22 protein-coding genes and 4 tRNA genes are annotated in these 24,787 nt (G+C 46.0%); 11 read left to right on the top strand and 15 right to left on the bottom strand.

The window, feature by feature from the left end; translation table 11 throughout:
• Nucleotides 1–6 precede the first annotated feature (6 nt).
• Nucleotides 7–576, top strand: coding sequence for a YggT family protein (locus W234_RS0105480; protein ID WP_025645506.1), 570 nt, complete (start codon nt 7–9; stop codon nt 574–576).
• A 99-nt stretch (nt 577–675) separates the two neighbouring features.
• Here W234_RS0105480 and W234_RS0105475 read toward each other — a convergent pair whose 3' ends face one another.
• Entirely contained in the window at nt 676–1,476 is an 801-nt protein-coding gene (locus W234_RS0105475) for a hydroxymethylpyrimidine/phosphomethylpyrimidine kinase (RefSeq protein ID WP_025645504.1), read from the bottom strand.
• A gap of 174 nt (nt 1,477–1,650) precedes the next feature.
• On the opposite strand from W234_RS0105475, the gene W234_RS0105470 reads away from it, so the two are divergent.
• The 3 genes from W234_RS0105470 (at nt 1,651) to W234_RS0105460 (ending at nt 2,807) form a co-directional block, all read left to right on the top strand.
• Nucleotides 1,651–1,740: transfer RNA gene (locus W234_RS0105470), tRNA-Ser, on the top strand.
• A 152-nt stretch (nt 1,741–1,892) separates the two neighbouring features.
• A tRNA-Arg gene (locus tag W234_RS0105465) sits at nt 1,893–1,969 on the top strand.
• A gap of 256 nt (nt 1,970–2,225) precedes the next feature.
• On the top strand, nt 2,226–2,807 hold the full coding sequence (locus W234_RS0105460) for an RDD family protein (protein ID WP_227501935.1): 582 nt from the start codon (nt 2,226–2,228) through the stop codon (nt 2,805–2,807).
• 63 nt (nt 2,808–2,870) lie between these two features.
• On the opposite strand, the gene W234_RS0105455 is transcribed toward W234_RS0105460, so the two are convergent.
• From W234_RS0105455 to W234_RS0105410, 10 genes are all read right to left on the bottom strand, one after another.
• Nucleotides 2,871–3,839, bottom strand: a complete 969-nt coding sequence (locus tag W234_RS0105455; protein ID WP_025645500.1) for a calcium/sodium antiporter — start codon at nt 3,837–3,839, stop codon at nt 2,871–2,873.
• Between the two features lie 213 nt (nt 3,840–4,052).
• Entirely contained in the window at nt 4,053–4,433 is a 381-nt protein-coding gene (gene panD, locus W234_RS0105450) for an aspartate 1-decarboxylase (RefSeq protein ID WP_010196068.1), read from the bottom strand.
• A 127-nt stretch (nt 4,434–4,560) separates the two neighbouring features.
• Nucleotides 4,561–5,142 carry an aminoacyl-tRNA hydrolase gene (pth, locus tag W234_RS0105445; RefSeq protein ID WP_025645494.1) on the bottom strand — a complete coding sequence of 194 codons (582 nt, stop codon included), beginning with the start codon at nt 5,140–5,142 and terminating at the stop codon, nt 4,561–4,563.
• A gap of 190 nt (nt 5,143–5,332) precedes the next feature.
• Nucleotides 5,333–6,040, bottom strand: a complete 708-nt coding sequence (locus tag W234_RS0105440) for a 50S ribosomal protein L25/general stress protein Ctc (protein WP_025645492.1) — start codon at nt 6,038–6,040, stop codon at nt 5,333–5,335.
• Nucleotides 6,041–6,413: 373 nt separating this feature from the next.
• A complete protein-coding gene (locus W234_RS0105435; RefSeq protein WP_025645491.1) occupies nt 6,414–7,361 on the bottom strand; it encodes a ribose-phosphate pyrophosphokinase in 948 nt (315 codons plus the stop codon).
• A gap of 118 nt (nt 7,362–7,479) precedes the next feature.
• Nucleotides 7,480–7,555, bottom strand: a tRNA-Gln gene (locus tag W234_RS0105430).
• 223 nt (nt 7,556–7,778) lie between these two features.
• Nucleotides 7,779–7,854: transfer RNA gene (locus W234_RS0105425), tRNA-Gln, on the bottom strand.
• Nucleotides 7,855–8,129: 275 nt separating this feature from the next.
• Nucleotides 8,130–9,116, bottom strand: coding sequence for a 4-(cytidine 5'-diphospho)-2-C-methyl-D-erythritol kinase (gene ispE, locus W234_RS0105420; RefSeq protein WP_025645489.1), 987 nt, complete (start codon nt 9,114–9,116; stop codon nt 8,130–8,132).
• Nucleotides 9,117–9,132: 16 nt separating this feature from the next.
• Nucleotides 9,133–9,798 (bottom strand): lipoprotein insertase outer membrane protein LolB, encoded by a 666-nt coding sequence (gene lolB, locus W234_RS0105415; RefSeq protein ID WP_025645487.1) that lies wholly within the window; start codon nt 9,796–9,798, stop codon nt 9,133–9,135.
• Between the two features lie 97 nt (nt 9,799–9,895).
• Nucleotides 9,896–11,818 carry a tetratricopeptide repeat protein gene (locus W234_RS0105410; protein WP_025645485.1) on the bottom strand — a complete coding sequence of 641 codons (1,923 nt, stop codon included), beginning with the start codon at nt 11,816–11,818 and terminating at the stop codon, nt 9,896–9,898.
• Nucleotides 11,819–12,432: 614 nt separating this feature from the next.
• Here W234_RS0105410 and hemA point away from each other — a divergent pair.
• The 4 genes from hemA (at nt 12,433) to W234_RS0105390 (ending at nt 16,539) form a co-directional block, all read left to right on the top strand.
• A complete protein-coding gene (hemA, locus tag W234_RS0105405) occupies nt 12,433–13,848 on the top strand; it encodes a glutamyl-tRNA reductase (protein WP_025645483.1) in 1,416 nt (471 codons plus the stop codon).
• A gap of 462 nt (nt 13,849–14,310) precedes the next feature.
• Nucleotides 14,311–15,453, top strand: coding sequence for an aminotransferase class V-fold PLP-dependent enzyme (locus W234_RS0105400; RefSeq protein ID WP_025645481.1), 1,143 nt, complete (start codon nt 14,311–14,313; stop codon nt 15,451–15,453).
• A 172-nt stretch (nt 15,454–15,625) separates the two neighbouring features.
• The gene (locus W234_RS0105395) at nt 15,626–16,063 is read left to right on the top strand and encodes a YeeE/YedE family protein (protein WP_037059074.1); all 438 of its coding nucleotides are present in this window, start codon (nt 15,626–15,628) and stop codon (nt 16,061–16,063) included.
• A gap of 56 nt (nt 16,064–16,119) precedes the next feature.
• Nucleotides 16,120–16,539 carry a DUF6691 family protein gene (locus tag W234_RS0105390; RefSeq protein WP_025645477.1) on the top strand — a complete coding sequence of 140 codons (420 nt, stop codon included), beginning with the start codon at nt 16,120–16,122 and terminating at the stop codon, nt 16,537–16,539.
• A 285-nt stretch (nt 16,540–16,824) separates the two neighbouring features.
• Here W234_RS0105390 and W234_RS0105385 read toward each other — a convergent pair whose 3' ends face one another.
• Nucleotides 16,825–18,489, bottom strand: a complete 1,665-nt coding sequence (locus W234_RS0105385; protein WP_025645473.1) for an AMP-binding protein — start codon at nt 18,487–18,489, stop codon at nt 16,825–16,827.
• Between the two features lie 328 nt (nt 18,490–18,817).
• Here W234_RS0105385 and W234_RS0105380 point away from each other — a divergent pair, with 328 nt between their 5' ends.
• Nucleotides 18,818–20,974, top strand: a complete 2,157-nt coding sequence (locus tag W234_RS0105380; protein ID WP_025645471.1) for an NADPH-dependent 2,4-dienoyl-CoA reductase — start codon at nt 18,818–18,820, stop codon at nt 20,972–20,974.
• A 382-nt stretch (nt 20,975–21,356) separates the two neighbouring features.
• A complete protein-coding gene (locus W234_RS0105375; RefSeq protein WP_025645469.1) occupies nt 21,357–22,556 on the top strand; it encodes a serine hydrolase domain-containing protein in 1,200 nt (399 codons plus the stop codon).
• A 47-nt stretch (nt 22,557–22,603) separates the two neighbouring features.
• Here the strand turns inward: W234_RS0105375 and W234_RS0105370 are convergent, their stop codons facing one another.
• Nucleotides 22,604–23,638 (bottom strand): lipoate--protein ligase, encoded by a 1,035-nt coding sequence (locus W234_RS0105370; protein ID WP_025645467.1) that lies wholly within the window; start codon nt 23,636–23,638, stop codon nt 22,604–22,606.
• 79 nt (nt 23,639–23,717) lie between these two features.
• Here W234_RS0105370 and W234_RS14495 point away from each other — a divergent pair, with 79 nt between their 5' ends.
• Entirely contained in the window at nt 23,718–23,894 is a 177-nt protein-coding gene (locus W234_RS14495) for a hypothetical protein (RefSeq protein ID WP_156923955.1), read from the top strand.
• Here the strand turns inward: W234_RS14495 and W234_RS14490 are convergent.
• Together W234_RS14490 and W234_RS14780 are read right to left on the bottom strand one after the other, a co-directional pair.
• Nucleotides 23,881–24,447, bottom strand: a complete 567-nt coding sequence (locus W234_RS14490) for an IS630 family transposase (protein WP_227501901.1) — start codon at nt 24,445–24,447, stop codon at nt 23,881–23,883. The two genes, W234_RS14495 and W234_RS14490, sit on opposite strands and share 14 nt — an antisense overlap.
• Nucleotides 24,374–24,724 carry an IS630 transposase-related protein gene (locus W234_RS14780; RefSeq protein ID WP_025643618.1) on the bottom strand — a complete coding sequence of 117 codons (351 nt, stop codon included), beginning with the start codon at nt 24,722–24,724 and terminating at the stop codon, nt 24,374–24,376. Before W234_RS14780 ends, W234_RS14490 begins: the two co-directional genes overlap by 74 nt.
• Between the last annotated feature and the right edge of the window lie 63 nt (nt 24,725–24,787).

Here is a 24,787-nt window from a genome sequence, read left to right as displayed (position 1 = left end):
CCTTTAATGAACAACGTACTATTACAGATTTTTGATTTGGTCACCACCTTTGCGATGCTGCTGATCTTTATCCGCTTTATGCTACAGTTTGCGGGGATGGATGCGCGCGATCCTATGATTGCGCCGGCTTATAGAGCCACCCATATCGTTGATGTGTTTGGCCGTATCTTTCCGACTTTAGGGGGCGGACGCATCAGTGTTGCCGCCATCGTGTTGATGTTTTTGATTCGATTGATTGACATCTCTGGTAAGGCGGCCTTGATGCAAAGAGGGATTGCACCGATTCCGCTATTTTTTCAGGGTACACTCAGTCTGATTTTAGACTTTTTAAGATTGAGTCGTTATCTCATTATCGGTTCTATTGTGGTTAGCTGGATTGTAGTCTTTACCCAATCCTCGCATCCGATTATCGGTATTATCATGCGTTTGGCTGAGCCAATATTAGCACCATTTCGCCGTATTACACCGAATTTAGGTATGCTTGACCTATCACCTATCATTGCTTTTTTTGCTATTTATTTGATGGAGATAATGGTCGGAGCCCTCGCAGCGAGCTTGATGCCGATGCTAGGCTAAGTTTCTAATATGCCTTAATATATTAAAAGCCCTACATCATCTGTCATGAGTGTAGGGCTTTTTGCTGTGTCATCATTAGAGTCAAGATTTATGCACCTGTCAACTTTCAGCTTTCACAAAGCGATTAGGTATCAGCTGCGCTTGCACATTATCGGGATGAGGGTCATCCGCCGCTTTTAAAGTCTGAGTAATCCAAGTATCAGCCGCTTTTACCGCTTCCACTATCTCATCGCCCATCGCTAAGCGCCCAGCTATATAGCTGGCAAGTGAGCAGCCAGAACCATGAAACTCACCGTCTAAGCGCGGTAGCACGCTTTTATGTACCATCTCACCTGCTATATATAGATACTGTTCAATATCACCGCTGTCGAAGTCATGTGAGGTTTTGACGAGTACAGCATGCGTGCCGTTATCACAGAGTTTTTTTGCACCGGTATGTAAGTCCTGCTCACCGCTTAAAGCGCGCAGCTCATGAGTATTTGGCGTAATTAAAGTCGCGTAGGGTAGGAGCTGCTCAAAGGCCGCTACCAAAGTCGCCTCATCACCTAAGCTGCCACCACTATTGGCGACGAGTACTGGATCAAGCACGAAGGGGATGTTTTTTTTAACCACCTTATTAGCGAATAACCGAGTCAGCATTTTTATATTATCCGTTGTGCCAAGCATGCCGGATTTGATCGCTGTAACTGGCAAATCGTTGAGCACTGCCATCGCTTGATCTCTGACTAATTCGGAGTTACAAGGCTCAAAGCCTAAGACTTGCTGCGAGCTTTGGACGGTAATAGCGGTGCAAGCGACAGTGGCATGAGCGCCTGCTTGCCCGATGGCTTCGATGTCGGCTTGCAAGCCTGCTCCGCCAGAAGGGTCTAAACCTGAAAAACAAAGGACGACTGGACGCATAAGGTTTCCTTAGAGTTATTGGTGTAGTAATCCATAAGATAAAAATTAAATTATAGCAAATACGGCCGCAAGGCTTGCAATTCGTTTTGGCTTTGTTATAATACTCGCCCACAGCATAAGACGTATCGTTAGTATCGATACTGTATTCTATCTTATAGAAGTCTTATCTTGTCCGGTGAAGTGGGTGAGTGGCTGAAACCAGTTCCCTGCTAAGGAACCATACGTGTAAGCGTATCGAGGGTTCGAATCCCTCCTTCACCGCCATTTATTCGGTTTGTTGTAGATAACATCGATTGAATGTGAAAATAATCTTGTTTAAATGAGCAAAGTTATTGACAACGTCAAAATTATCTATATAATGACCAACCTAATTTGCTACAAAAGTTATATACTGCGTAGTAGATGATGTGCAATAAGCGCCTGTAGCTCAGTTGGATAGAGCACTTGGCTACGAACTAAGGGGTCGGGAGTTCGAATCTCTCCAGGCGCACCATTTGCATTATCAATGTATTAAAAGTAATAAAGAACATCCTAAATCAATCGCCTGTCTTCTGACATTTGGCGGTTTTTTTGCGCTTGTTGATTCTATCGCTATGGTTCTTAATATCTCTCATAGTTTTATGATAAACCCTTTAATTACGGTACAATAGGCTATCATTTGATGTCTGCTATGAGCTTAAGCTATGCCAAAGAGTAAAAAAAGAGCCACTGTCAAAACAAAAAAGCCACGCCGCCAAGCGACTACGGCTATGCCAGCAGTGGAAGAGCCTACTATCGCCAAACCAACCACTAGGCTTGCCGCTATCGTTTATGATGGCATGCTTATACTGGCTTTGCTCTTCTTAGTAGGCACGGTACTGACGGTAATAGGCACGCTACTGACTATGCAGACGGGTACAGAGTCCGCACAAGCCCGCTCGCTACCCGTTTGGTATCAAAATATAGTGATGACGCCATCGTTTATCTTAACCTTAGTGGGTTTTTATGGTTTGTTTTGGCGGCGCGGTGGTCAGACTTTAGGGATGCAGACTTGGCGACTAAAAACGGTCAATGACTCAGGCCATCTGCTCACTTGGGGACAGTCTTTTAAGCGGATCATGGCGGCAAGTTTAATGCCGCTCGTCTTCGGCGTTATCGGCAGCTTAATCGGCGGGTCACGCGCTATCATCCTGACTAGCGCTTTTTTGGGACTGGTGTTCAACTATGCTTTTTGTCTGTTCAATCGCCGCGGTCTGGCTGTGCAAGATATGATCTCTAATACTGTCACCTTAAAGATGCCAAAGACTGAAAATGAGAGCTTATGGCGGGTGATTAGAAATCGTAAAAATTAGCACTATGCTCATGGCTCATGCCCATTTTTGCAGTGGTTTATTAGCCGCTTTGATAGTCACCGCTTAGACAGAAACCGTTTGTATGAGCCAAAAAGTATAGCCGATAAAGAATAAGACTAAAGTCGCGCCAGAGCTGCGGCCAAAATTGCGCTTAGTGGTAAAAGCAAATAAGCACATTGCAAATAGCAAGATAGTAAGCAGTCCCATTGCCAATATATCGCGTGACAAGATAATGGCATTCGGAGTGATTGGCGCAATAAGCGCAGCAAGTCCGACGACGGCTAAGGTATTAAAAATATTAGAGCCGATAATATTGCCCAAAGCCATATCGTGCTCGCCCTTACGCGCCGCTGACAAGCTTGCAACAAGCTCTGGTAGGGATGTGCCAACAGCGACAATCGTCAGACCAATAATCAGCTCACTGAGGCCCCAAAACGTCGCCAGCTCTACCGCGCCCCACACAATAGCACGTGAGCTCAATATCAGTACTAGCAGGCCTAAAAATAGCGTACCGATACCGCGGATAGCGCTAGTCTCCTCGCTGCTCTCTAGCGTCGGATCGTCTTCGTGCTCATGATTGCCTTCTCGTAGGCTTAAGACGATCTGAATAGCCAATATCATCACTAGCAGCACAATGAGCACCAGACCGTCGGTATGACCTAAGACGCCATCACTGAGCTGCCACGCGGCCACTGCTGTCACTAGTAATAATAGTGGCATATCTCGTTTGATGATGCTGCTACGGATAATGATTGGGCTTATAAGTACTGTCGCGCCAAGCACTAGCGCAATATTAATAATATTAGAGCCATAAGCATTACCTAAAGCCAGCTCAGGGCTACCTTCTAGCGCCGCTAATACTGAGACCACCATCTCAGGAGCTGAGGTTCCTAAGCCTAATATCACCACCCCGATCAAAAAGCTCGGCACATTTAATTTATTGGCCAATACCACCGCGCCATCAATAAAAACGTCCGCGCTCCAAACCAAAATAGCCAAGCCCACGATTACTGCAACAATTGCCAACCACATTAGGGTCATCCTTTAAATAGAGTCAACTTTTAAGGGTAAGTATTTTATCTTAAAAACAGCGCTGCACAGTGTCTTACCCTAACAAAAGCGCATAAAAAAACTAAGCCTCAAGGGACTCAGTTTTTAATTATAGTCAGCTAGCAATAAAGCGAAACAACAAATTATCGATAGTTGCCATAACATCGACTCTAATATCTAATAGTATCGGACGCGTTAAGCGACTTGCACCGGAATGATATTTGCAGTGTCTTTAACGGTGTTATCTTCGTTGCAGTACACAAGCTTGGGCTGATAAGTAGACGCTTCTACTTCATCAAAATGCGCGTAGGCACAGATGATGACGATATCGCCTAAGTCGGCCATGTGCGCTGCGGCCCCATTCAAAGAGATGATACCAGAGCCTGCTTCCGCGCGAATCGCATAAGTGCGAAAGCGCTTACCGTTAGTGACATTATAGATATCAATCGATTCATTCTCGCGCAAGCCTGCAAGATCTAATAAGTCGCCATCGATACCACATGAGCCTTCATAGTGTAGCTCGGCATGGGTAACACGGGCACGGTGCAGTTTGCATTTGAGCATATTAAGTAGCATAAGGTGCTTCCTTAGTGAAACGAATATTAAAAACGAAACGAATATTAAAAACAGATTAAATGAGCGAAATCAAAAGGTTAATGGGGATGATTTTGCCAAAATAAAAGGCTGGCGCAATTTTATAGTATTATTCTGGTAATTTAAAGCTATTGATTTGCGAGCGCGCCTTTTCGATATCGCCATCCAACAGTAAAGGTAGTGCTTCAAAAGCCGCGGTTAACGCACTCTCAATAGCGATTTGCTCATTGGCAGCGGGCTTTGAGAGCACATGCCCTGTCACTTTTGACTTATGGCCCGGATGACCAATACCAACGCGCAAACGATGAAAGTCGTTACCGATATGCGGGGTAATATCACGCAGGCCATTATGTCCACCATGGCCGCCAGCGGTCTTGAGCTTAATGCTACCGGCATCGATATCGAGCTCGTCATGAGCGATAAGTAGCTCGTCATTGGCAATATTATAGTAGTTGACCATCGGTACGACCGATTGACCCGATTTATTCATAAAGGTGAGGGGCAGTAGCAAACGTACATCATGACCGTGCACTTGCCCGCGGCCAGTGATGCCATGGAACTTCTTATCCGGACTCAGAGTAATATTGAACTGATGAGCAATATGCTGCACAAACCAGAACCCAGCATTATGCCGCGTGAGCATATACTGCTCACCAGGATTGCCAAGACCAACGATGAGTTTTATCGCCATAACATACTCTGCCTAAAAAAGAGAAATAAGCTCGATATAAAGAGCCTAACAACAAATACTATTTGAATAACGCACTACTCGCTTTTCAAATAATACTCACAAAAACAGCAGGAGATCTTAATCGCCTGCTGTTTTTTATGCAACAACCCTACTCGTCGTATCACCAAAGTAGGGGTTTACAAAAGGATAATTACTCAGCGTCTTGATCGTCGCCGTCTTGCGCTTCGCCTTCAGCGCCTTCGCCGCCTTGCTCAGTGGCTGGTACTTCATCAGCATCCACTTCGTCTGCATCTTCGTCCACTTCTTCAAGCGTTGGTGGCAACATGTTAACGATAGTGCGATCGTGTGCATCTTCCATATCAAGATCAAAGATGATCACGCCTTCAGGCAGATCGATATCTGATAGACGGAACAGATCGCCGATCTCCATACCTGATACATCAACTTCGAGGTATTCAGGAAGCTGTGAAGGTAGCGCAACGATTTCGATATCAGAGACAAGCGTTGATAGAATACCGCCTTCTTTGGTACCAGGTGCGTCTTCACGGCCTGAGAAATGTACAGGGACATTCATGTTGATTTTCTGGCCTTTAACAATGCGCTGGAAGTCAGCATGCATTGGAAAGCCTTTAGCAGGATGACGCTGCAAGTCTTTAATAACGACTTGGTGCTCATCGCCTTTATCGGTAGTAATAGTCAAAACTTGTGAGAAAAACGCTTCGTATTCAAGCGACTTTACCATCTCGTTTAGTTTGATAGAGATAGCCGTTGGCTCCTCATTACCACCATAAATGATAGCAGGTACTAGGTTCTGCTTACGAAGGCGGCGGCTCGCACCTTTACCTTGTTGTTCAGCAGAGCGGTCAACCGCGTTAATTGCAAAATGATCAATAGCCATGGATATAATCCTATAGAGTGTATGTGAAGTATCTACCAGCGTCAAAACTTGCGACCAGTCTACTACTGGATAATGGATACTCTAAAAAGTGCTGAGTGAACTGCCTATATCTATCATGTAAATCTGTAACACTATAGATAATAAGCAATGAGCAGCACAGGCGCGCATTATACGTGTTTTTGCTGCAATAATAAAGGGTTGAAAAGATTATAAAAATTGATAAGCAAAGAGTAGAAGATGATCTGCTCCACTTGAGATCTCAAAACCTTGGCAGAAGGTCACGAATAGTAATTTTAGAGCAAAAAAAAGCGCTAAAGGGTTACTTTAGCGCTAATCTTTGATATCAGTAATCCAGTCTAACTAACGAGCCGTCTTAAGCATCAAACATGGCGCTGATAGACTCTTCGTTATTGATACGGCGCAGACTCTCAGCAAGCATCGGCGCGATAGAGACTTGACGAATCTTAGTGCAAGCTTTTGCCGCATCTGATAATGGGATAGTGTCGGTCACGACGATCTCGTCGAGCTCTGAATCGCTGATGTTCTTCAAGGCATTACCGGATAAGACAGGATGCGTGATATAAGCGAGCACTCGGCGCGCGCCGCTTTCTTTGAGGGCAGCGGCCGCTTTGCACAACGTACCTGCGGTATCGACCATATCATCAACGATGACGCAGTCACGGTCACGGACATCACCGATGATATGCATCACTTGTGATTCGTTAGCACGGGCACGGCGCTTATCGATAATCGCTAAATCAGCATCGCCTAATTGCTTCGCCATCGCGCGAGCACGGACGACGCCGCCGACGTCGGGTGAAACCACCATGATATTATCGTAATCGTGCTTGAGTAACTCGTTCAACAATACTGGCGTACCGTAGATATTATCGACAGGAATATCAAAGAAACCCTGAATTTGATCGGAGTGCAAATCGACTGTCATGACACGATCAATGCTGACGATGTTGAGCATATCGGCGACGACTTTGGCTGAGATTGGCACGCGGGCTGAGCGTGGACGACGGTCTTGACGGGCATAACCAAAGTAGGGCATGACAGCAGTGATACGGCCAGCACTAGAGCGGCGCAGTGCATCAGCCATCATCATGATTTCCATCAAATTGTCATTGGTCGGCGCGCAAGTGGGCTGCATGATAAACACGTCTTTACCACGTACGTGTTCTTTAACCTCTACAGCGATTTCGCCATCAGAAAAACGGGTGATGTCAGCTTTCCCAAGAGGGATATGGAGATGGTCGGCTACGGTTTTCGCAAGTTCAGGGTGGGCATTACCCGTAAAAATCGCCAAATAAGGCATGACAAAGTCCTATTGAGTGACTCAAGCAGTGACCGCTAAGCAGTGTCAAACTGCTCAAATATAGAAAAGAGTGGGTATCAAAAATTTACAGAAGATGAAACAACGCAATTACAGAAAATGGCAGGGGTAGCTGGACTCGAACCAACGGATGTCAGGATCAAAACCTGATGCCTTACCAACTTGGCTATACCCCTGTAATGCTCGGTATCGTAGCTGTTATCGCTACGCTTACCTAACGTGTCATCGCTACGAGCTTGCACTCTTTGTGACGACCGAGATTTACGGTGTTCGTTGCGAACTATACCGAAAATACGAAGGTGTTGTCAATTGCTATCACTAAAATCAAGATCACATTAGCGACCAGGACTGAGTATCAATGCTGTACTCGTATGATAAACAATGAAGACAAACAAAAAATGGCAGGGGTAGCTGGACTCGAACCAACGGATGTCAGGATCAAAACCTGATGCCTTACCAACTTGGCTATACCCCTATTGTGGCGACCTATTATAAGTAAATTTTTAAATTTTGCAAGGCTTTTCGCCTTTTTCTTTGGATTATTTATAATAGTAAAGCTTAGCAGATAATGACAGACTCCGAACAACTAATAGTGCTGCAACTCAAGCCATCGTGGTCCAAATTTAGTAAATATCGAAGTTCTATTTAAGAAGTTTCACTCAAAAGTTAAAACTCTAGTACGATTTTGAATGCTTTTTAGGGTTAAAACAGCAGCCTACGTATGTCTTGATTTTTTTGTGCTGTTTTTAATTATAGACTCTCAACCACATAACCTGCACAAGGCGCATTTGCAATCCATTGATTCAATAGCGCTTTATCAGCCGCCACACTTGCATCTAAAGGTAAAAACACTGCGCTGCCTGAGCCGGTCATCCTTGCTGTGCCCAATGTGTCTGCCTCCAAGCCTTGTAAATAACTCAAAGCTTCTTCGACCGCAGGAGCCAGACTTATCACTACTGGCGTAAAGACATTCTGGTAAGGCGAATTTAGGTTTGACAGATAATCACGACTTTGATGGGTAATAGTCTTGGTAGACAAAGGCGCGATATCACGATTGAGCTTAGGATGAGCGAATAGCTCAGCAGTATTGACATGAGCGTTTGGCGTCAAAATCAGATAATGCTGATTTGGCAAGTCAATGCTGGTTAATTCTTCGCCAATGCCCATGGCGATAGCATCTTGCCCAAAGATAAATATCGGTACATCAGCGCCAATAGTCGTCGCTATTGTAATCAGCTCATCTTGATTTAGGTTAAGTTGCCAAAGCTCGTTTAAGGCGAGTAGGGTGGTGGCAGCATTGGAAGAGCCACCGCCTAATCCTGCGCCCATTGGTAGGTGCTTATCTAGGGTAATGCTGATAGCGTGCAAGGAGTGAGGCAGTTGTGCTATCGAAATCACATAAGCTAGTAGCGCTTTTGCCGCTTTAAAGATTAGGTTATCTGCTACATTATCAGTAATGCTAGCTGCGCCCTTAAGGCTGATTAACTGCTGAGTAAGCGCCGCCGCTTGCTGATCAATACTTGTATTCACTTGCGCAGCGTTAGGAGTATCTATCATGTCAGTCAAAGTAAACTGCAAATAATCGCCCCAATCGAGCAAGCGAAAAACAGTTTGCAGATTATGATAGCCATCAGCCCGCTTACCTGTGATGTGCAAAAACAGATTAATTTTTGCCGGTGACAAGCGCGTAAGGCTATTATTATCAGCTAGCGAGCAGTTAGTAACGGTCTGGGTCATTGGAGCGTCTATTTTATTACTGATTTAGATGGTTAATGGTCATGACTACTTTTTGACCTTGCGGCTGAGTGGCGATAATTTTGTTCGGTAGCTTGTTATTACCGTCATAGGCGAACTTAGCGCTCCAGTTGCCATTGACTGAGCTTATAAGGCGGTTTTGACTATCAACTTGTGGCGCGGTGTCCGAGGGTGCGGAGCGTCCTGATATCCAGTAAGGCATTTGCGAGATAGGTGCTTGCCAGCCAGTGGCTTTTTGCAGTAATGCTTCTGGATCCTCGGCGCTCAGGCTGCCGGTTTTTTCACTGACTAAAGTTGCCGTTTGGCCGTCATATTCGATGTTGGTTTTGCCAATGCCTAACGCACCCATCAGCTCAATAGCGAAGCGATTATCTTCTTGTCCCCAAGTATAAAAAGCGCTACCGCCTTGCTTGCTTGCATTGCTGCCATCAGCCGAAGAAGCAGAAGGCCCAGTTGGTATTGTCACACCGATTTTACCATTGATAGTGAAACTCTCAAGCTTCTGCGCTTGCAGGGTAGGGGTGGTAGTAGCGTCAGCTTGTGAGCTAGGTATCGACTGACAGCCAGTGCTCAATAACGCGCCACTAACTAGGGTCGCTAATAAGGCTGATTTTTTTGAATTTTTATTATGAATGGATAACGCTGTAGATAAAAATGTCGACATAAATTTTCCCTTAAAAAAGCAACTCAAAGAGAGTCGCTTAAAATACAATAATGAGCTATCAGTCTAAACTTTGAATGTTACTCAAATATGGAGTTCTCTAATAAAGTTGAATACGGTCATTGACGTTTTGTTGACCAAAAGCAAAGCGCTGTTGCAAATCGGCTAACAGCTCGGCGACCTTTTCGTTATTCTCAAGCCCCTGATAGGCTCGTAGCAACAGCACGCCTGAGCGTAGTGTTGGCAGTACCTCATAAGGTGTTTGTAGATAGTCGATAACTTGCGTGAAGTTATCATTGGCTAAGGCATTACTAGCCAATACATTCAGCGCTTGCAAGTGCAGCTCATTATCATAACGCGGATCATCATAGCGAATTTGAATAATCGTTTGCGCCAGCTCTAAGCCTTGAGTGGAGTTGCGATCATTGGCTAATAACAGCTGTGCGTAGCTAAGCTGGTACGATAAATTATCCGGATTGAGGTTTTGCAAATGATTGAGCAAGGTGCGCTTCACCACATAGTCATTGCGATCATCGAGCAATTGTACCCGCGCAAATAGTATCGCCTCGCTATTTGGATGCTTGCGACTGGCACGGCTCAACAGCTCTAGTGCTTCGTCAGCTTTACCTTGCTGCCACAAAATATCTGCTTGTAGCACAAAGGTATCAGGCGCGAAGACCTCAAAATCCTCACGCAGATTGCGTAAGGTGGCTATCGCGGCTTCGCTATTATCGGCTAATAGCTCAAGCTCCACCACTTTTTTACGTGCGGCCAGCACTAAGTCTTCTTGCATGACACTTTTTAGATAGCTTTTTGCTTGCTCAAAACGCTGTTGGCGCTCAGCACTGATGCCTAAATAATAATAGGCTTGATCCAAATAAGTCGGACTTTTTGCTAAAGTGTTCAGAAGCTGATCGGCGCTGGAATATTCTTGAATATCTAAGCTGACCAACGCGGCCAGTAAGGTAATCTCAGGGTCCTCGGTGAAGCGCTCATGCGCCGCTAACAGTAGCTCCCAAGCCGATACGCTTTGTTTTAAGTCTAACAAGTAGCGAATCTCATAGAGATACAGACTCTTGCTATCAGGATTGCGTAAACGCGCTTGGCTGACGTAATTGACTACCGTTTGCGCCGGTTCAATCTTGCGTAAGATATCTGCTTTTAGGGTGATATAAGGCACGTAGTCAGGCTGGCTGGCCAGCGCGCGCTCGATATGAATAAGCGCGGCTCTGGGTTCGTCAAATTGATAAAGTAGGCCAGCTTTTAGAACAGAGATTGAAGCGTTTTGCGCGCTGTCGATAGGCTGCAAGGCGGCTAATAGCTCACGCCGATCCTCATCGGTACTCGGATAAATACCGATGAGGATCTCGCTTAAATCAGCACGAGGGTCATAGCGAAGAATACGGTTCAAAGTCTCACTTGCAAGCGCATAATCATGAGCTTTTAGCGCCAAATGCGCCACATAAAACCAAGCCGGCACATGATCTGGGTTCTGATCTTGCCAACTTTTAGCAAACACTAAGGATTCATCAACCGCTTCATAAGCCAATGACAGACTCAAGGCACGTTCGAAAACTGCGGTCGCATCTCTTTTAAAGGCTTGCTGCTTATAAAGGCTCAATCCCCGCTCAATATCGCTGCGATCGGCGGCAAATTCAGCCTCTAATAAAGCGTAGAGACTGGGCTCATCATTGATGTTGTCTGTGTTCTTAAAATCGCTCTCATCATGAGATTGAGGACGTTCAGTAGTGCGGTCGTTATCGCTGACTGGCTCAGAAGCGACGGATGCTAATGTTGTCTGATAAGGCTGCCAAAGCTTCAATAATGGATCGAGCACTTTTGCTTGAGTATAAGTAGACAGGCACAAACCAGTCGCCAGCATTAAAGCAAGCTTTCGGTGTTGCCACAGACGTCTCATCGCCCTGCGCAGTAATACATGAATACGAGACTGCTCTCGATAGTCAAGACTTAAAGCAGCGTCCGGCTCAGGTTTTGCTTGTGATACTAATCCAAAAAACATCATAGCTGATGATCATTACCTATAAGTTCGCGCATTATCGAAACATTATACGAGCCTAGATTCACCCTAAACAATAGTACTCTTGTTATCGTATATATAGAATGTTGATGATAAGAATACCACAAACCCTCAAATAAAAAGTAACTCGTCGCCTAAGCTGCCGCGCGCGTTAACTTATTCATTTTAAGGTTATAAATCTTTAAATCGTTATTGACGACGGATCGCAGTAGAGGCGGATCATAGCAGGCGTTAGGGCTCGTTATTGTCGGAGCTATTGATTAACTAAACTGTTGATTATTAGGACTAGGGATAACGTATGCTGCCGAGTTGAATTTTTCTGATAAGCCCAGATAGAGTATAAGCTGCCCGAGCAGTAACGGAGTAATGATGGGGTAGTATTAAATAAAACGGATAACAATGGTACAATAGCTAGCTTTGTATTATCACCATTACAGTGAGCGGCTACGGGCTGCTCGGTAATTGGCTTAAATCAACAACGCGGCCTCCCAGTCTGCGCTTATATCCAAGCGTGATGGGCTTGCTTTTGCTTTTTTATCATGACGCCACTCACTGGTTTGAGCTCAGTCAGTAAACGTTATGCTTATGGTCAATCAATAATGAGATTAGTGGTCATTGGGGTCAATCACAAAACTGCACCAGTCGCTTTGCGTGAGCGCTTGGCACTTGTGGGCGCTGATGTAAATACGGCGCTTGAGCAATTAGAGCAGTTCACTGATGGCAGCATTATTGTCTCCACCTGCAATCGCACGGAAATCTATGCGCTAGTTCCTCAGACAATTCCGCAAACAGTCACGCCAGCCACTTCATCAAATATCAAAAACGTCACGCCAACGAGCGCTTCTGCGAGCGTCGCTGCTACCAGTAAAGCGTCTCACACTAGTAGCGCTAGCGTCTCACCAGCGGCTGTCAGCGCTCATATTCTAAAGATCAAAAACTGGCTCGCTGAGTTTAAACAATTACCGCTGAGCGAGGTGGATCCCTACCTTTATGTGCACCGTGATGTCCACGCTTTAACCCATTGGCTCAGAGTCGCGGCGGGGCTTGACTCGATGATATTGGGCGAGCCGCAAATATTAGGCCAAATAAAACAAGCGGTACATCTCGCGCAAAACGAAAAAGTACTCAATACTGAGCTAGGCTGGATAGTCGATCAAGTATTTGCAGCGGCCAAACGCGTACGTAACGAGACTCATGTTGGCGCGCAAGCGGTGTCGCTTGGTTTTGCGGCAGCCAAATTAGTCACTCAGATATTTGATGATTTTGCGAAACGCACGCTGTTAGTCGTGGCGGCAGGCGAGATGAATCGCTTAGTCGCGACGCATATCGCAGGGCTTGGGGTTGGGCGCATCATTATCTGTAACCGTAGTCCAGAACGCGCCGAGGCCTTAGCTGCCGAGCTGCAGCAGCCGGGGCGTAGCGTTGAGGTACAGCCCTTAGACGCTTTACCGCAGCTGCTCAGCGAGGCGGATATTGTCAGTAGCTGTAGCGGCAGCATGAGTGTGCTGATTGATAAAACCATGACGATGCAGGCGCTTAAGCGTCGCCGTTATCAGCCGATGCTGATGATCGACTTAGCCGTACCGCGTGATATCGATTCTACTATCAGTCAGATGGATGATATCTATTTATACTCTGTCGATGATCTGCAGCACGTCATCGCCGGTAACCTTGAGCAGCGTAGGCAAGCGGCCGTCGATGCAGAGCTACTCGTCAGCCAGCTGGTGGTGGAGATGGAGCAGAGCTTTGCGGTGCGCAAAGTCGGCCGTGACATCGAACAGTATCGTAATCGCACGCACACGCAAGTCGATAAAATCCTCTCTGAGTCCATCGCTAGATTAGAGAATGGTGAGGTTAATGCTGAAGAAGTCATCACGGAGCTCTCCAGACGCCTTACGCAGACATTGTCTCATGCGCCCTCAAAATTAATGCGCAAAGCGGCCAGTGAAGGTGATAGCGAGTTGTTAGATTTTGTGGTCTCAGGGTTACATGATGCCTATCGCGATAAGGGCTAAACAGGGTCAAGATACTAAGGCTATAAGTTAAGGCTAGATGTTAAGGCTAGATGTTAAGCTTAAATACTAGGGCGAAATACTGTAGTGAAATACTAGGGCGAAATAAGCGAACAAACGCTAACGTAAGCCCTCAATAGAACCGCTAGCAGACTATTGCCAGTGTGGCATAACAGTGATAATATCAAATGATATCGCCTATATTATGCTTGCGCTCTGTACATGACAGTAAGCCCTGCATAAACCCAGATAGCTCACCTGTAGTGTCTTGGGCCTGTAGTCCTCTGGTAATATCTACCAACGGCAATAGCGCTAGGATAAAGCGCTATATCGTCTATTCTAAATTGTCTCTTTTATGAGTTGAAACCTAACCGTCTCAGCCCTTATTAGTGTCTAAATGACTGTCTCATTAACGCAGTTATCTCAACCACACAATCTAAATAATCTAAAAACAAGGAGTGTCTCATGCCTGCATTACGCCAAGATATCGATCCAAACGGTCTATTAGAGTATTCAGTGGTCTATACTGACCGTGCCCTTAACCATATGTCAGAAGTCTTTCAGCAAGTGATGAATGACTTATCGAGCGACCTAAAATCTGTCTATAACGCTGACGCCGTCGCTATTGTTCCAGGTTCGGGTACTTATGGCATGGAAGCGGTAGCCAATCAGCTGGCCAAAGATCAAGACTGCTTAATCATTCGCAACGGTATGTTTAGTTATCGCTGGACGCAAATTTTAGAAAAAAGCAATCTTGCCAAATCCTCTACGGTATTAAACGCCCAGCGCGAAGATAGCGACGCGCTAAAGCCTTTTTCACCGGTCGATATCGATGAAGCGGTCGCTAAAATTAAAGAGACCAAGCCTGCCATGGTATTTGCCCCGCACGTTGAAACCTCAGCCGGTATGATCTTGCCTAATGACTATATCAAAGCTTTGAGCGAGGCCACTCATAGCGTTGGCGGCTTATTGGTCATTGACTGTATCGCCTCAGGTTGTGTCTGGCTCGATATGAAAGCGCTTGGTATCGACGTGTTGATCAGTGCGCCGCAAAAAGGCTGGAGTAGTACGCCTTGCGCCGGGCTTGTGATGATGAGCGATGCGGCCGTCCAGCGCGTAGAAAATACAGAATCTAATAGCTTTAGTCTGGACTTAAAGAAGTGGTTAGAGATTATGCGCGCTTATGAGAATGGTGGTCACGCTTATCATGCGACAATGCCAACCGATAGCTTGCGCCAGTTCCGCGATACTATTACAGAGTCTAAAAAGATCGGTTTTGATAAACTATGCGATGCGCAGTGGCAGCTAGGTAACCGTGTCCGCGAAGTACTACAAGCTAAAGGCATCGAGAGTGTCGCAGCTGAAGGCTACCAAGCACCAGGCGTGGTGGTATGCTACACCGACCGTGATGATATGCATAAAGGTGCGGCGTTTGCGGCGGCTGGCGTACAGATTGCCGCTGGTGTGCCGCTCAAAGTTGGCGAGCCTGACAATTTTAAAACCTTCCGCTTAGGTCTGTTTGGTCTGGATAAATTGACTGATATCGACGGTGCGGTTCAGCGTTTTGAAAGCGCTCTTGAGCAAGTATTAGCAGAGCAGTCTGCTTAATAGCTACTTTGGCGCTTACAGGCTTCATATTGGAGAATATAACCGTCAACAACCCAAGCATTTAAATATACTGAGCCTGTTAATGCAGTCGCTCAGTATTTTTTTAGCTATTTATTATATTTTAATATATAATGTTTTTATATAAAACAAAGTAGCTTTTGGATCTCTCATTATGGGTATACAAATAGATTGGCAAGTTTTCACGCCTATTTCATTGGTAGGCGGCCTCATATTAGGCGTAGCGACGGTTATCTTACTCTTAGGTATTGGCCGTATAGCCGGTATCAGCGGTATTACTTCAAGCCTGCTAAAGCCAAAGCGCGTCGAGATGTGGCAAGTACTGTTTATTGCAGGTTTAGTTCTCTCGCCTTTACTCTATAGTGTGTTCAGACCGCTACCTGATATAGAGGTTACGACCTCTTTACCGCTGCTGATTGCAGCAGGGTTGTTGGTCGGCTTTGGTACGCGCTTAGGCTCAGGTTGCACGAGTGGTCACGGCATCTGCGGTAATGCGCGCTTGTCGCCGCGCTCAATGGTAGCCACAGCGACTTTTATGGCGTTTGGCATCATCACCGTGTTTATCGGCCGGCAAGTATTGGGCTTGATTTAAATGGCTGTTATGGCTAGAGGTTTTGAGAAAAAGAAAGTAAATAGTGAGAATGAACTATGCTAAAAAATATCATCGGCTTACTAACAGGACTGCTGTTTGGCTTAGGACTGCTGATATCGGGTATGACCGATCCGGTTAAGGTGCAAGGGTTTTTAGACGTCTTTGGCGCGTGGGATATCTCACTGGCCTTAGTGATGGGCGGCGGCCTTGCTGTCGCTATCGTTGGGGTGCAATGGGCTCGGCGGCAGCGAAAGAGCTGGGTAGGCGATGAGATTGAGATGCCGACCAAAACAAAGGTTACCAGCAAGCTTGTCATCGGCGCGATGCTGTTTGGTATCGGTTGGGGCCTTGTCGGTATTTGTCCTGGGCCCGGTGTCGTACTATTAGGCATGGGGCAATGGCAGGCCTATGTGTTTATTCCTGCGATGCTAGTTGGGATGCTGGTATTTCAGTGGCTTGAGCCAAAGATGAATTGATAGTTGCGCTTGGTAATATCGCAATCTGTTGATAGTAAAAAGCTCAGCCTAAGACAATTAGGGCGTGTCCCTAATTCAAGCGTTTATGACTAAATGGGCTAAAAATGGCTAAATCTTTGGCAAACGGTGTCAAATAGCTGGCCAATATCTTGATATTACCTGCGCTATTTTCCTTGTTTGCCTGCGATTTATCTCATTTTTATCACCATTTTTAAAATAGGGACACGCCCTAATAAATACTTATTACTAATAAATACTTAGCATCAATAAGTATTCTGCATAGCGCTACTCGGAGCTAGCGGTGACTTTTGGTGTCTCATGGGCTAATGACTTGGCCGCTTGACGTAGCTCAAACTTTTGTATTTTACCGGTACTGGTCTTCGGAATTTCAGCAAAGATAATGTACTTGGGCACTTTAAAGCCTGCTAAATGCTGCTTGCAGTGTGCCATGACAGTGTCGCGCTGTAAGGTGCTGCCCTCGTGAATCTCGATAAAGGCCACGGGCACTTCGCCCCATTTGTCGTGCGGTGCGGCAACGACGGCGCAGCTTTGGACGGCAGGTAGTTTGTATAAGACGTTTTCGACCTCGATACTTGAGATATTCTCGCCGCCTGAGATGATGATGTCTTTTAGCCTATCCATAATCTTGATATAGCCATCAGGGTATTTGATCCCCAAGTCACCGGTGCGAAACCAGCCATCTTTTAGCGCTTCATCAGTGGCTTTACGGCTTTTTAGATAGCCTTTCATTACCATGTTACCGCGCAGCGCCAACTCGCCCATCTCCTCGCCATTGGCTTCAACCGGCTGAGTCGTGCCTTGTTTAAAGACCTCAAAGCCTGTCATTAAGTGTGAAACCACGCCTTGACGCGATTTTTTTTGCGCGCGTTCAGCGACGTCCATGTCTTGCCATTCGGGCTGCTCAGCGCAGACGGTGACGGGTCCATAGACTTCGGTCAAGCCATAAACATGGGTGATATCAAAATCCATCGCCTCCATTGCCGTCAGCATCGTCTCTGATGGCGGCGCGCCAGCGACCCAGCCTTTGACCTTATGATCAATCGCGTCTTTGTACTCTTGTTTACCGCCCGCTATCATATTATGCACCACAGGCGCCGCGCAGTAATGAGTGACCTTGTGCTTAGCGATTAATTGCAAAATCAGCTCGGCATCAATCTGGCGTAAGCAGACATTGACGCCTGCGCGCTCGGCGATCGTCCACGGAAAGCACCAGCCATTACAATGAAATAGCGGCAGCGTCCACAAGTAGGTCGGATGCTTAGGCATATCCCAGTCTAAGATATTAGATAGTGCATTTAGCGTCGCGCCGCGATGATGGTAGACCACGCCCTTTGGCTTACCAGTCGTGCCAGAAGTATAGTTGAGCGCGATAGCTTCCCATTCATCCTCAGGTTTTTCCCAATTATCCAAATCATCTGAGCTGGCAATCAATTCCTCGTAAGTCATTTTGCCAAAATCTTCTACCTCAATGGCTGCATCTGTGGCATGAATGACGATCAGATTAGGAAAAGTCTCGTCGATAATCTCCGCCAAATCCGCAAATTCGCTATCCATAATCAGCACTTTGGCCTCAGAATGCTGCACGCAAAAGGTTAAGGCATTGATATCGAGCCGAGTATTCAACGTACAAAGCACACCGCCCGACATCGGCACCCCAAAGGCGCATTCGACCATAGCAGGGGTATTAGGCAGCATGACGGCTACGGTGTCGTTTTTATCGATACCCAGTTTGCGCAGGCCATGTGATAACTGACGGCAACGTTCAAAAGTTTTGCTCCAACTCTGGATGAGATTATTATGCTGAAGATCATCGTAGATAATGGCGGCTTTGTTAGGATACACTTGCGCGCTACGAATGATAAAGTCGATAGGGGTAAGTGGTTGATAGTTAGCAGGATTCTTACCAAGGCCAGTATGGAAATCAGTCATAGTGATAGTCCTTTATCTTATTTCGGGTTTTACTATAATTTAAATACACTTTGATGATAGTTTTGCTTTACCAATTCAGCAAATATTTCAATTAAAAGCGTATTCATTATAGCCAAAGACAGCGCAAAAGTCGGTCGTATTTGTAAGAGTCGTTTAAGAGAAACGCTGAATAGAGTTAAATATAAATGATAAATAGCTTGTGTTCACTCATCAGTCGTTTGTCTGCATAGCTGACGACAAAGCGGTTGTGTTACGATAGCAGCCATATAAGGTTTAGCTATTTTGCACTATGAACCCCTCATTAACCTGAATTTACAAGGATCGTCACATGAGCGCTAGCAGCACTGAGAATCGCAAAGCCAGTAGCAATAACACCATCAATACTGCTCAAAGCAATGAGCACTACCCGCATCTTTTTGAGCCGCTAGACTTAGGCTTTACCACACTCAAAAACCGCTTAGTCATGGGCTCTATGCATACCGGCCTTGAAGACCGTTTTTATAATTATGGCAAGCTTGCTGCTTATTTTGCAGAGCGTGCCAAAGGCGGCGCGGCGATGATGATCACCGGCGGCATCTCACCTAACCGCGAAGGCTGGTTGCTCCCTGCTGGCGGTACCATGAATACTAAAATGGACGTTATCAACCATCAACGCGTCACCCGCGCCGTACACAAACACGATAGCAAAATCATCATGCAAATCTTGCATAGTGGTCGCTATGGCTACCATCCGTTTATCGTCTCCTCAAGCCCAATCAAATCACCGATTACCCCGTTTAAACCGCGCAAAATGACTATCAAAAATATTGAGCAGACGGTCGAGGACTACGCACGCTCTGCCAAACTGGCCAAGCAAGCGGGTTATGATGGCGTTGAGATCATGGGCTCTGAGGGCTACTTACTCAATCAGTTTTTATCGCGCCATGTCAATCAGCGCAGCGATCAATACGGCGGTGATATCAATGGCCGGATGAAGTTTGCCGTCGATGTGGTCAAAGCCGTACGCAAAGCCGTTGGCGAAGACTTTATTATTGTGTTCCGTCTATCGGTCATCGATTTGGTCAAAGATGGCAATGTTATGGACGAGGTCATCACTGTCGCCAAAGCGTTAGAAGAAGCGGGCGTGACCATTATGAATACTGGCATTGGCTGGCATGAAGCACGCGTCCCGACGATTGTCACCAGCGTACCGCGCGCCGCTTTTGTCGACTTTACCGCTGAGATCAAAAAACATATCAGTATCCCGATGATGGCGGCCAACCGTATCAATATGCCGGATACGGCAGAGGATATCGTCGCTAATGGTCAAGCGGATCTGATCCAAATGGCGCGTCCGTTCCTCGCTGACGCGCACTGGGTCAACAAGGCCGAAAAAGGTCAAGCCGATCGCATCAATACGTGTATTGCCTGTAACCAAGCTTGTCTTGATCATACTTTTGAGAATAAACGCTCGACTTGCCTTGTTAATCCGCAAGCCTGCTACGAGACTGAGCTGGTCTACAAAAAGACCAAAAATCCACAAAAAGTCGCAGTCATCGGCGGCGGTGTTGCTGGTATGTCAGCGGCTCATGTCGCAGCCTTACGTGGTCATGAGGTCACGCTATTTGAAGCGCGCGATATCTTAGGCGGTCAGTTCAACTATGCCAAAGTCATCCCAGGTAAAGAAGAGTTCTTTGAGACCATTCGCTACTATATCAATGAGCTTGAGCACCTAGGCGTTGAGATTAAACTCAATACCAAAGTCGATAAAGCGATGCTTGAAGATGGGAAATTCCAGCATGTGGTTGTCGCGACAGGCGTGGTGCCAAGAAGCCTTGAAGGCAAGTTAGAAGGCGCGGATCTACCGCAAGTGATCAGCTACACAGAATTACTCTCTGGTGAAAAATCAGTCGGCGAGACGGTGGCAGTCATCGGCGCTGGCGGTATAGGCTTTGATGTCAGCGAATATCTAACCGCGCGCCATGGTCAGCCGCTTGATGAGCTCGGCCCTGAGACCTTAAAAGACCCAAGCTACCGCCCTGAGCCGCAGTCTGTTAGCGAGTGGCGCGAGGAGTGGGGCGTCACTAACGATACTAACTATCAAAGCGATGGCGGTTTAATCCGTCCTGAAGGCATCAAGCCGATTCGCCAAGTGTATCTGATGCAGCGCACCAAAGGCCGCTTAGGCGCAGGCCTCAATAAAACCTCTGGCTGGGTGCATCGCGCCCATATCAAATCACACGGCGTCATTCAAGTGGCAGGCGTTCAGTACGAAAAAATCACTAACGAGGGCATTTGGGTCACCAATCCGCAAGGCCAAAGCCAGCTGCTCCGTGTCGATAGCGTGGTCGTCTGTGCCGGTCAAGAGTCGGTCGCCAGTCTGATGCCAAACGTTGGTGATGCGCCAGACGCACAGTATCATCTGATTGGTGGGGCGAAGCTGGCTGCTGAGCTGGACGCCAAACGCGCCATTCGTGATGGCGCTGAGGTTGCGGCGAGTATTTAAAAGTTTAATTTTTGAATTAAAGTTTTAAATTGAAAGGACGGTAGGGGAGCAATTTCCTGCCGTCTGCTTGTATCTGCCTTGCTGATGGCGTGCGGACTAATCTGTCTAGTGACGCTCCTGTTACCTCGATACCGCCCCTAGCCAGAGTCCGCAGCACCATCATCTACGACAGGATACCGCGTCTGTCAGGGCTAGCGGTAAGATCTGTTTTCTTGCAAGTATTGGTCGTAGTTAATATTGTTTTCAAATGTCATAAGTAGCCTACACTCTAAACTCACCACTCAAAAATCCACCTCCCAAAATTTCACATCCATGCTAAATTAAACCCTATCAACGATACGCAATCGTATTCACCAACCACGCCATGAAAAAGGATTTTATAATGGTAGTGTTAAAGACTCTATTTAAATGGATTGTTTTACCTATCATCGCGCTACTGATTATTATCAGTTTAGGCTTGGTCGTGACCGGCAATGCCTATATTTTTCGCGGTCTACAGCTCACTTATTTAAAAGGTGAAGCCACGGCTAATATCGATGATTATGTCGATTTTGATAATCGTACCATTCGCGCAGGCGAGCCTATCACTTGGCAAAAGCATCCTGATTTTGATCAAGTTGTCCTCACGCCGACCCTACAAAATGCCTTAGACACCGATGAAACTGTCGCCTTCGCCATTATCAAAGATGGTAAGCTGGTCTATGAGAACTACTGGCAAGACTACGGAAGCGACTCGCATACCAATAGCTTTTCGATGGCAAAAACCGTCGCTACTATGCTCTATCTCAAAGCGGTGGAGGATGGCTATATCGATAGCGTCAATGAGCCGATTACCACATGGCTGCCAGAATACGCGAATAACGAGTATGCACAAAACTGTACGCTGGCAGATTTATCCGCGATGACCTCAGGCTATGATTGGACTGAGGATTATTACTTTCCGATTAACCCAACCGCTGAGTCCTACTACGGTCATGATCTTGTCAAGCAGATGGTCAATCGCGACTTTGTCGAACCGTGCGGCGGAAATTTTGAATATTCCTCCGGCGATACGCAAATGCTAGGCATTGCTTTGGCGCGAGCGCTAGAGCCTCACGGCTATACCGTATCGAGCTATCTTGAGGAAAAGTTTTGGCAGCCTTTAGGTATGCAGGGCGATGCCTACTGGTCGCTCGATGGTGCAGCAAATATAGAAAAAGTCTACTGTTGCTTGAACGCCAGCGCGCTCGATTTTGCTAAGTTTGGGCAACTCTTACTAAATGGCGGCGCGTGGCAGGGCGAGCAGCTACTGAGTAAAGCGCATGTTGATCTCATGATTACGCCCAATGTCGATGCCTTTGCCGCAGGGCAAGCGCCAATATATGGGCATTCAGTGTGGACGGATATGGACAGCCCGATTCCTTATTACGCGATGCTTGGACACTTAGGTCAGCGTGTGCTCGTGCTACCCGAGGAGGACGCGATTATCATACGACTTGGCAAGCAAAAAGGCTTACCTACGCCAATTAAGGGGTTCAATTTGGAGCCTGATTTGGGTCAGTATGTAACGGAGGTGAAGGCTTTTTTGGATGGTTTAGAATAAAGTAGCAGCGGTTGCAAGACTATGTCTTGCTTACAGCCGAAGCACCTTTAGCCTTCCATTTCGTCAAGCAACCACTCAGACACATCACCAACTTGCGCGGCTAATTCATCATGTGCTTGGGCTAGCTCAGCAAGCTTAGCTTTTACCTCACTACGATTGTATTTAGTGCCCGTTAAAGTCTGCTTCAACAAGTCGATCAGCTCCACATTTAGCGCATCAGAGAAGATGACGACATCGGTAATGACAGCTTGCTGAACATCCATATGCAAATCAACAATACCCCAGTCAAAACGGGTCTCGATATGATGACTAAACTGCGGCGTCTTACCAAAGCGCCAGTTCCAGTCCGCCATCTGCTCGTAATAGGCGTTTAACGAAGGTTCTTTTGCTAGGGTGTCTCTGTCTAATTCCTCTACGGGCACAGTTCCACTATAATCAGTATCACCATGATCAGTGTCTTGATAGTATTCGCAGAACGCTTCGATAATGGCATCGGATAAAGTTTCGTGATTGATATCTTCATTAAACTCAACCAGATTGGCCACGCGCGCACGAACAGATTTAATGCCTTTGGCTTGCAATTTGAGCGGATGCGGATTGAGATAATCGCCGAGTTTTTGCATGTTAGCGTTCACGAGTAGTGTCCCATGATGAAAGCTACGGTCAGATGCATGCTTAAAGGCGCTGCCCGATATTTTCTTATCGCCGACTTGCATATCATTACGTCCGGACTGCTCAGCATCGATACCGAGTTTTTTTAGCGCATTGACGATAATAGTGAAGTTAGCATCTTGGTCGTAGTCGGCCTTGGGTGACAAAAAGGTAAAGTTGGTATTACCTAAGTCATGAAACACCGCGCCGCCGCCGCTTTGCCGCCGTGCCAAAAACACCTCGTCTGCTTCCATCTTATCGATTTTGCATTCTACCCACGGATTTTGCGAGCGTCCGATGACCACGGTCTCGCTATTGCGCCATAGGAAAAGCGTGTGCGACTCAGGATTAAGGGTATTAAATATCCAGTCTTCGGTGGCGAGGTTAAACCACGGGTTGGTGACGGCGGATTTTAGGATGCGTAGTTTCATTATTTGTCCTTTTTATTATGTGTAGTAGGCTTTCACATATAATGTTTACATATTATTCAATATCTATAGGAATTCTAACATGAGCGACTTAGATAAATTAGCAAGATTAGCTGACCTTTTTACTCAAATACGAGATATTCTAATTCAAGAGAATGAGAATAATTGGATAAGAGGTATTAACTCAATATTGAATCAAATAAATTATTCATTAGAGAATAATGAAAAGATAAAAGACACTATAGTTAAGTCTTTATAAAATCGATACAGCCCATATCATAAAACAGTTTAGGGAGATTATTCTCCATCCACCCTTGGCGCAGAAACTTAGCCTGTGCCCATTTTTTCTCAATAGGGTTCAGATCAGGGCTGTACGGCGGCAGCCAAAGAATACGATGGCCATGTCTGTTTAATAGTTTTTGAATGCGTTTGCTTTTATGAAACCGAGCGTTATCCATGACAATCACGCATTTAGTCTTGAGACTTGGAATTAAAGTGTGTTTGCACCAGTCGTAGAATATGGTGCCATTGATGTTCTGCTCAAAGTAATCAAGCGCAAAAAGCATTTTTTCATAGAGAGCTCCGATGACGTTGGTTCGCTTTTTTGCTTGCCAGTTGTAGCTATCGATACAGGGTGTACCAATCGGTGCATAGCCATGAGAACGAATGGTTTCAGCCTCAAAGCCGCTTTCATCCATATAGACAATGGGGTAGCCTTGCTGCGTAAAGCTATCAAGCTTATTCTGGAATACTGCTCTTTTTATCGGACACGCTTTTGGATGTTCTAAGGTCTTTTTTTTGACTGATACCAAGACGCTTTAAAGCATTAAAGATGCCAGTCTTACTACAGTTCAAGCGACGAGCTCTTTCATAGTTATAATCATCTGGATATGTTTTTACGTCTTCAATCAATGCGTCATCAGGTATTTTAGTTGGTGCTTTATTTCTGGTTGTTTTAGGAGTTAGGTTCTGCTGCCAGCTGTGAATGGTGCTGGTGCTAAGTCCATAAAACAGCGCAGCTTCTCGTATGGTCATGCCATCAGCGATGCTAGAAAGTACCTGTTTGCGATAGTCTATTGAATAAGTCATTGTTTATTTCATTAATTAAGATTGTTATAAATATTGTATCGGTTTTATTTGGATTAGACTATA

Origin of the sequence: Psychrobacter sp. TB15 (assembly GCF_000511655.1) — a bacterium.
Classification (GTDB): domain Bacteria; phylum Pseudomonadota; class Gammaproteobacteria; order Pseudomonadales; family Moraxellaceae; genus Psychrobacter; species Psychrobacter submarinus.
Note: the sequence above shows the minus strand (reverse complement) of the source record. Positions and strands in the feature narration are given on the sequence as shown.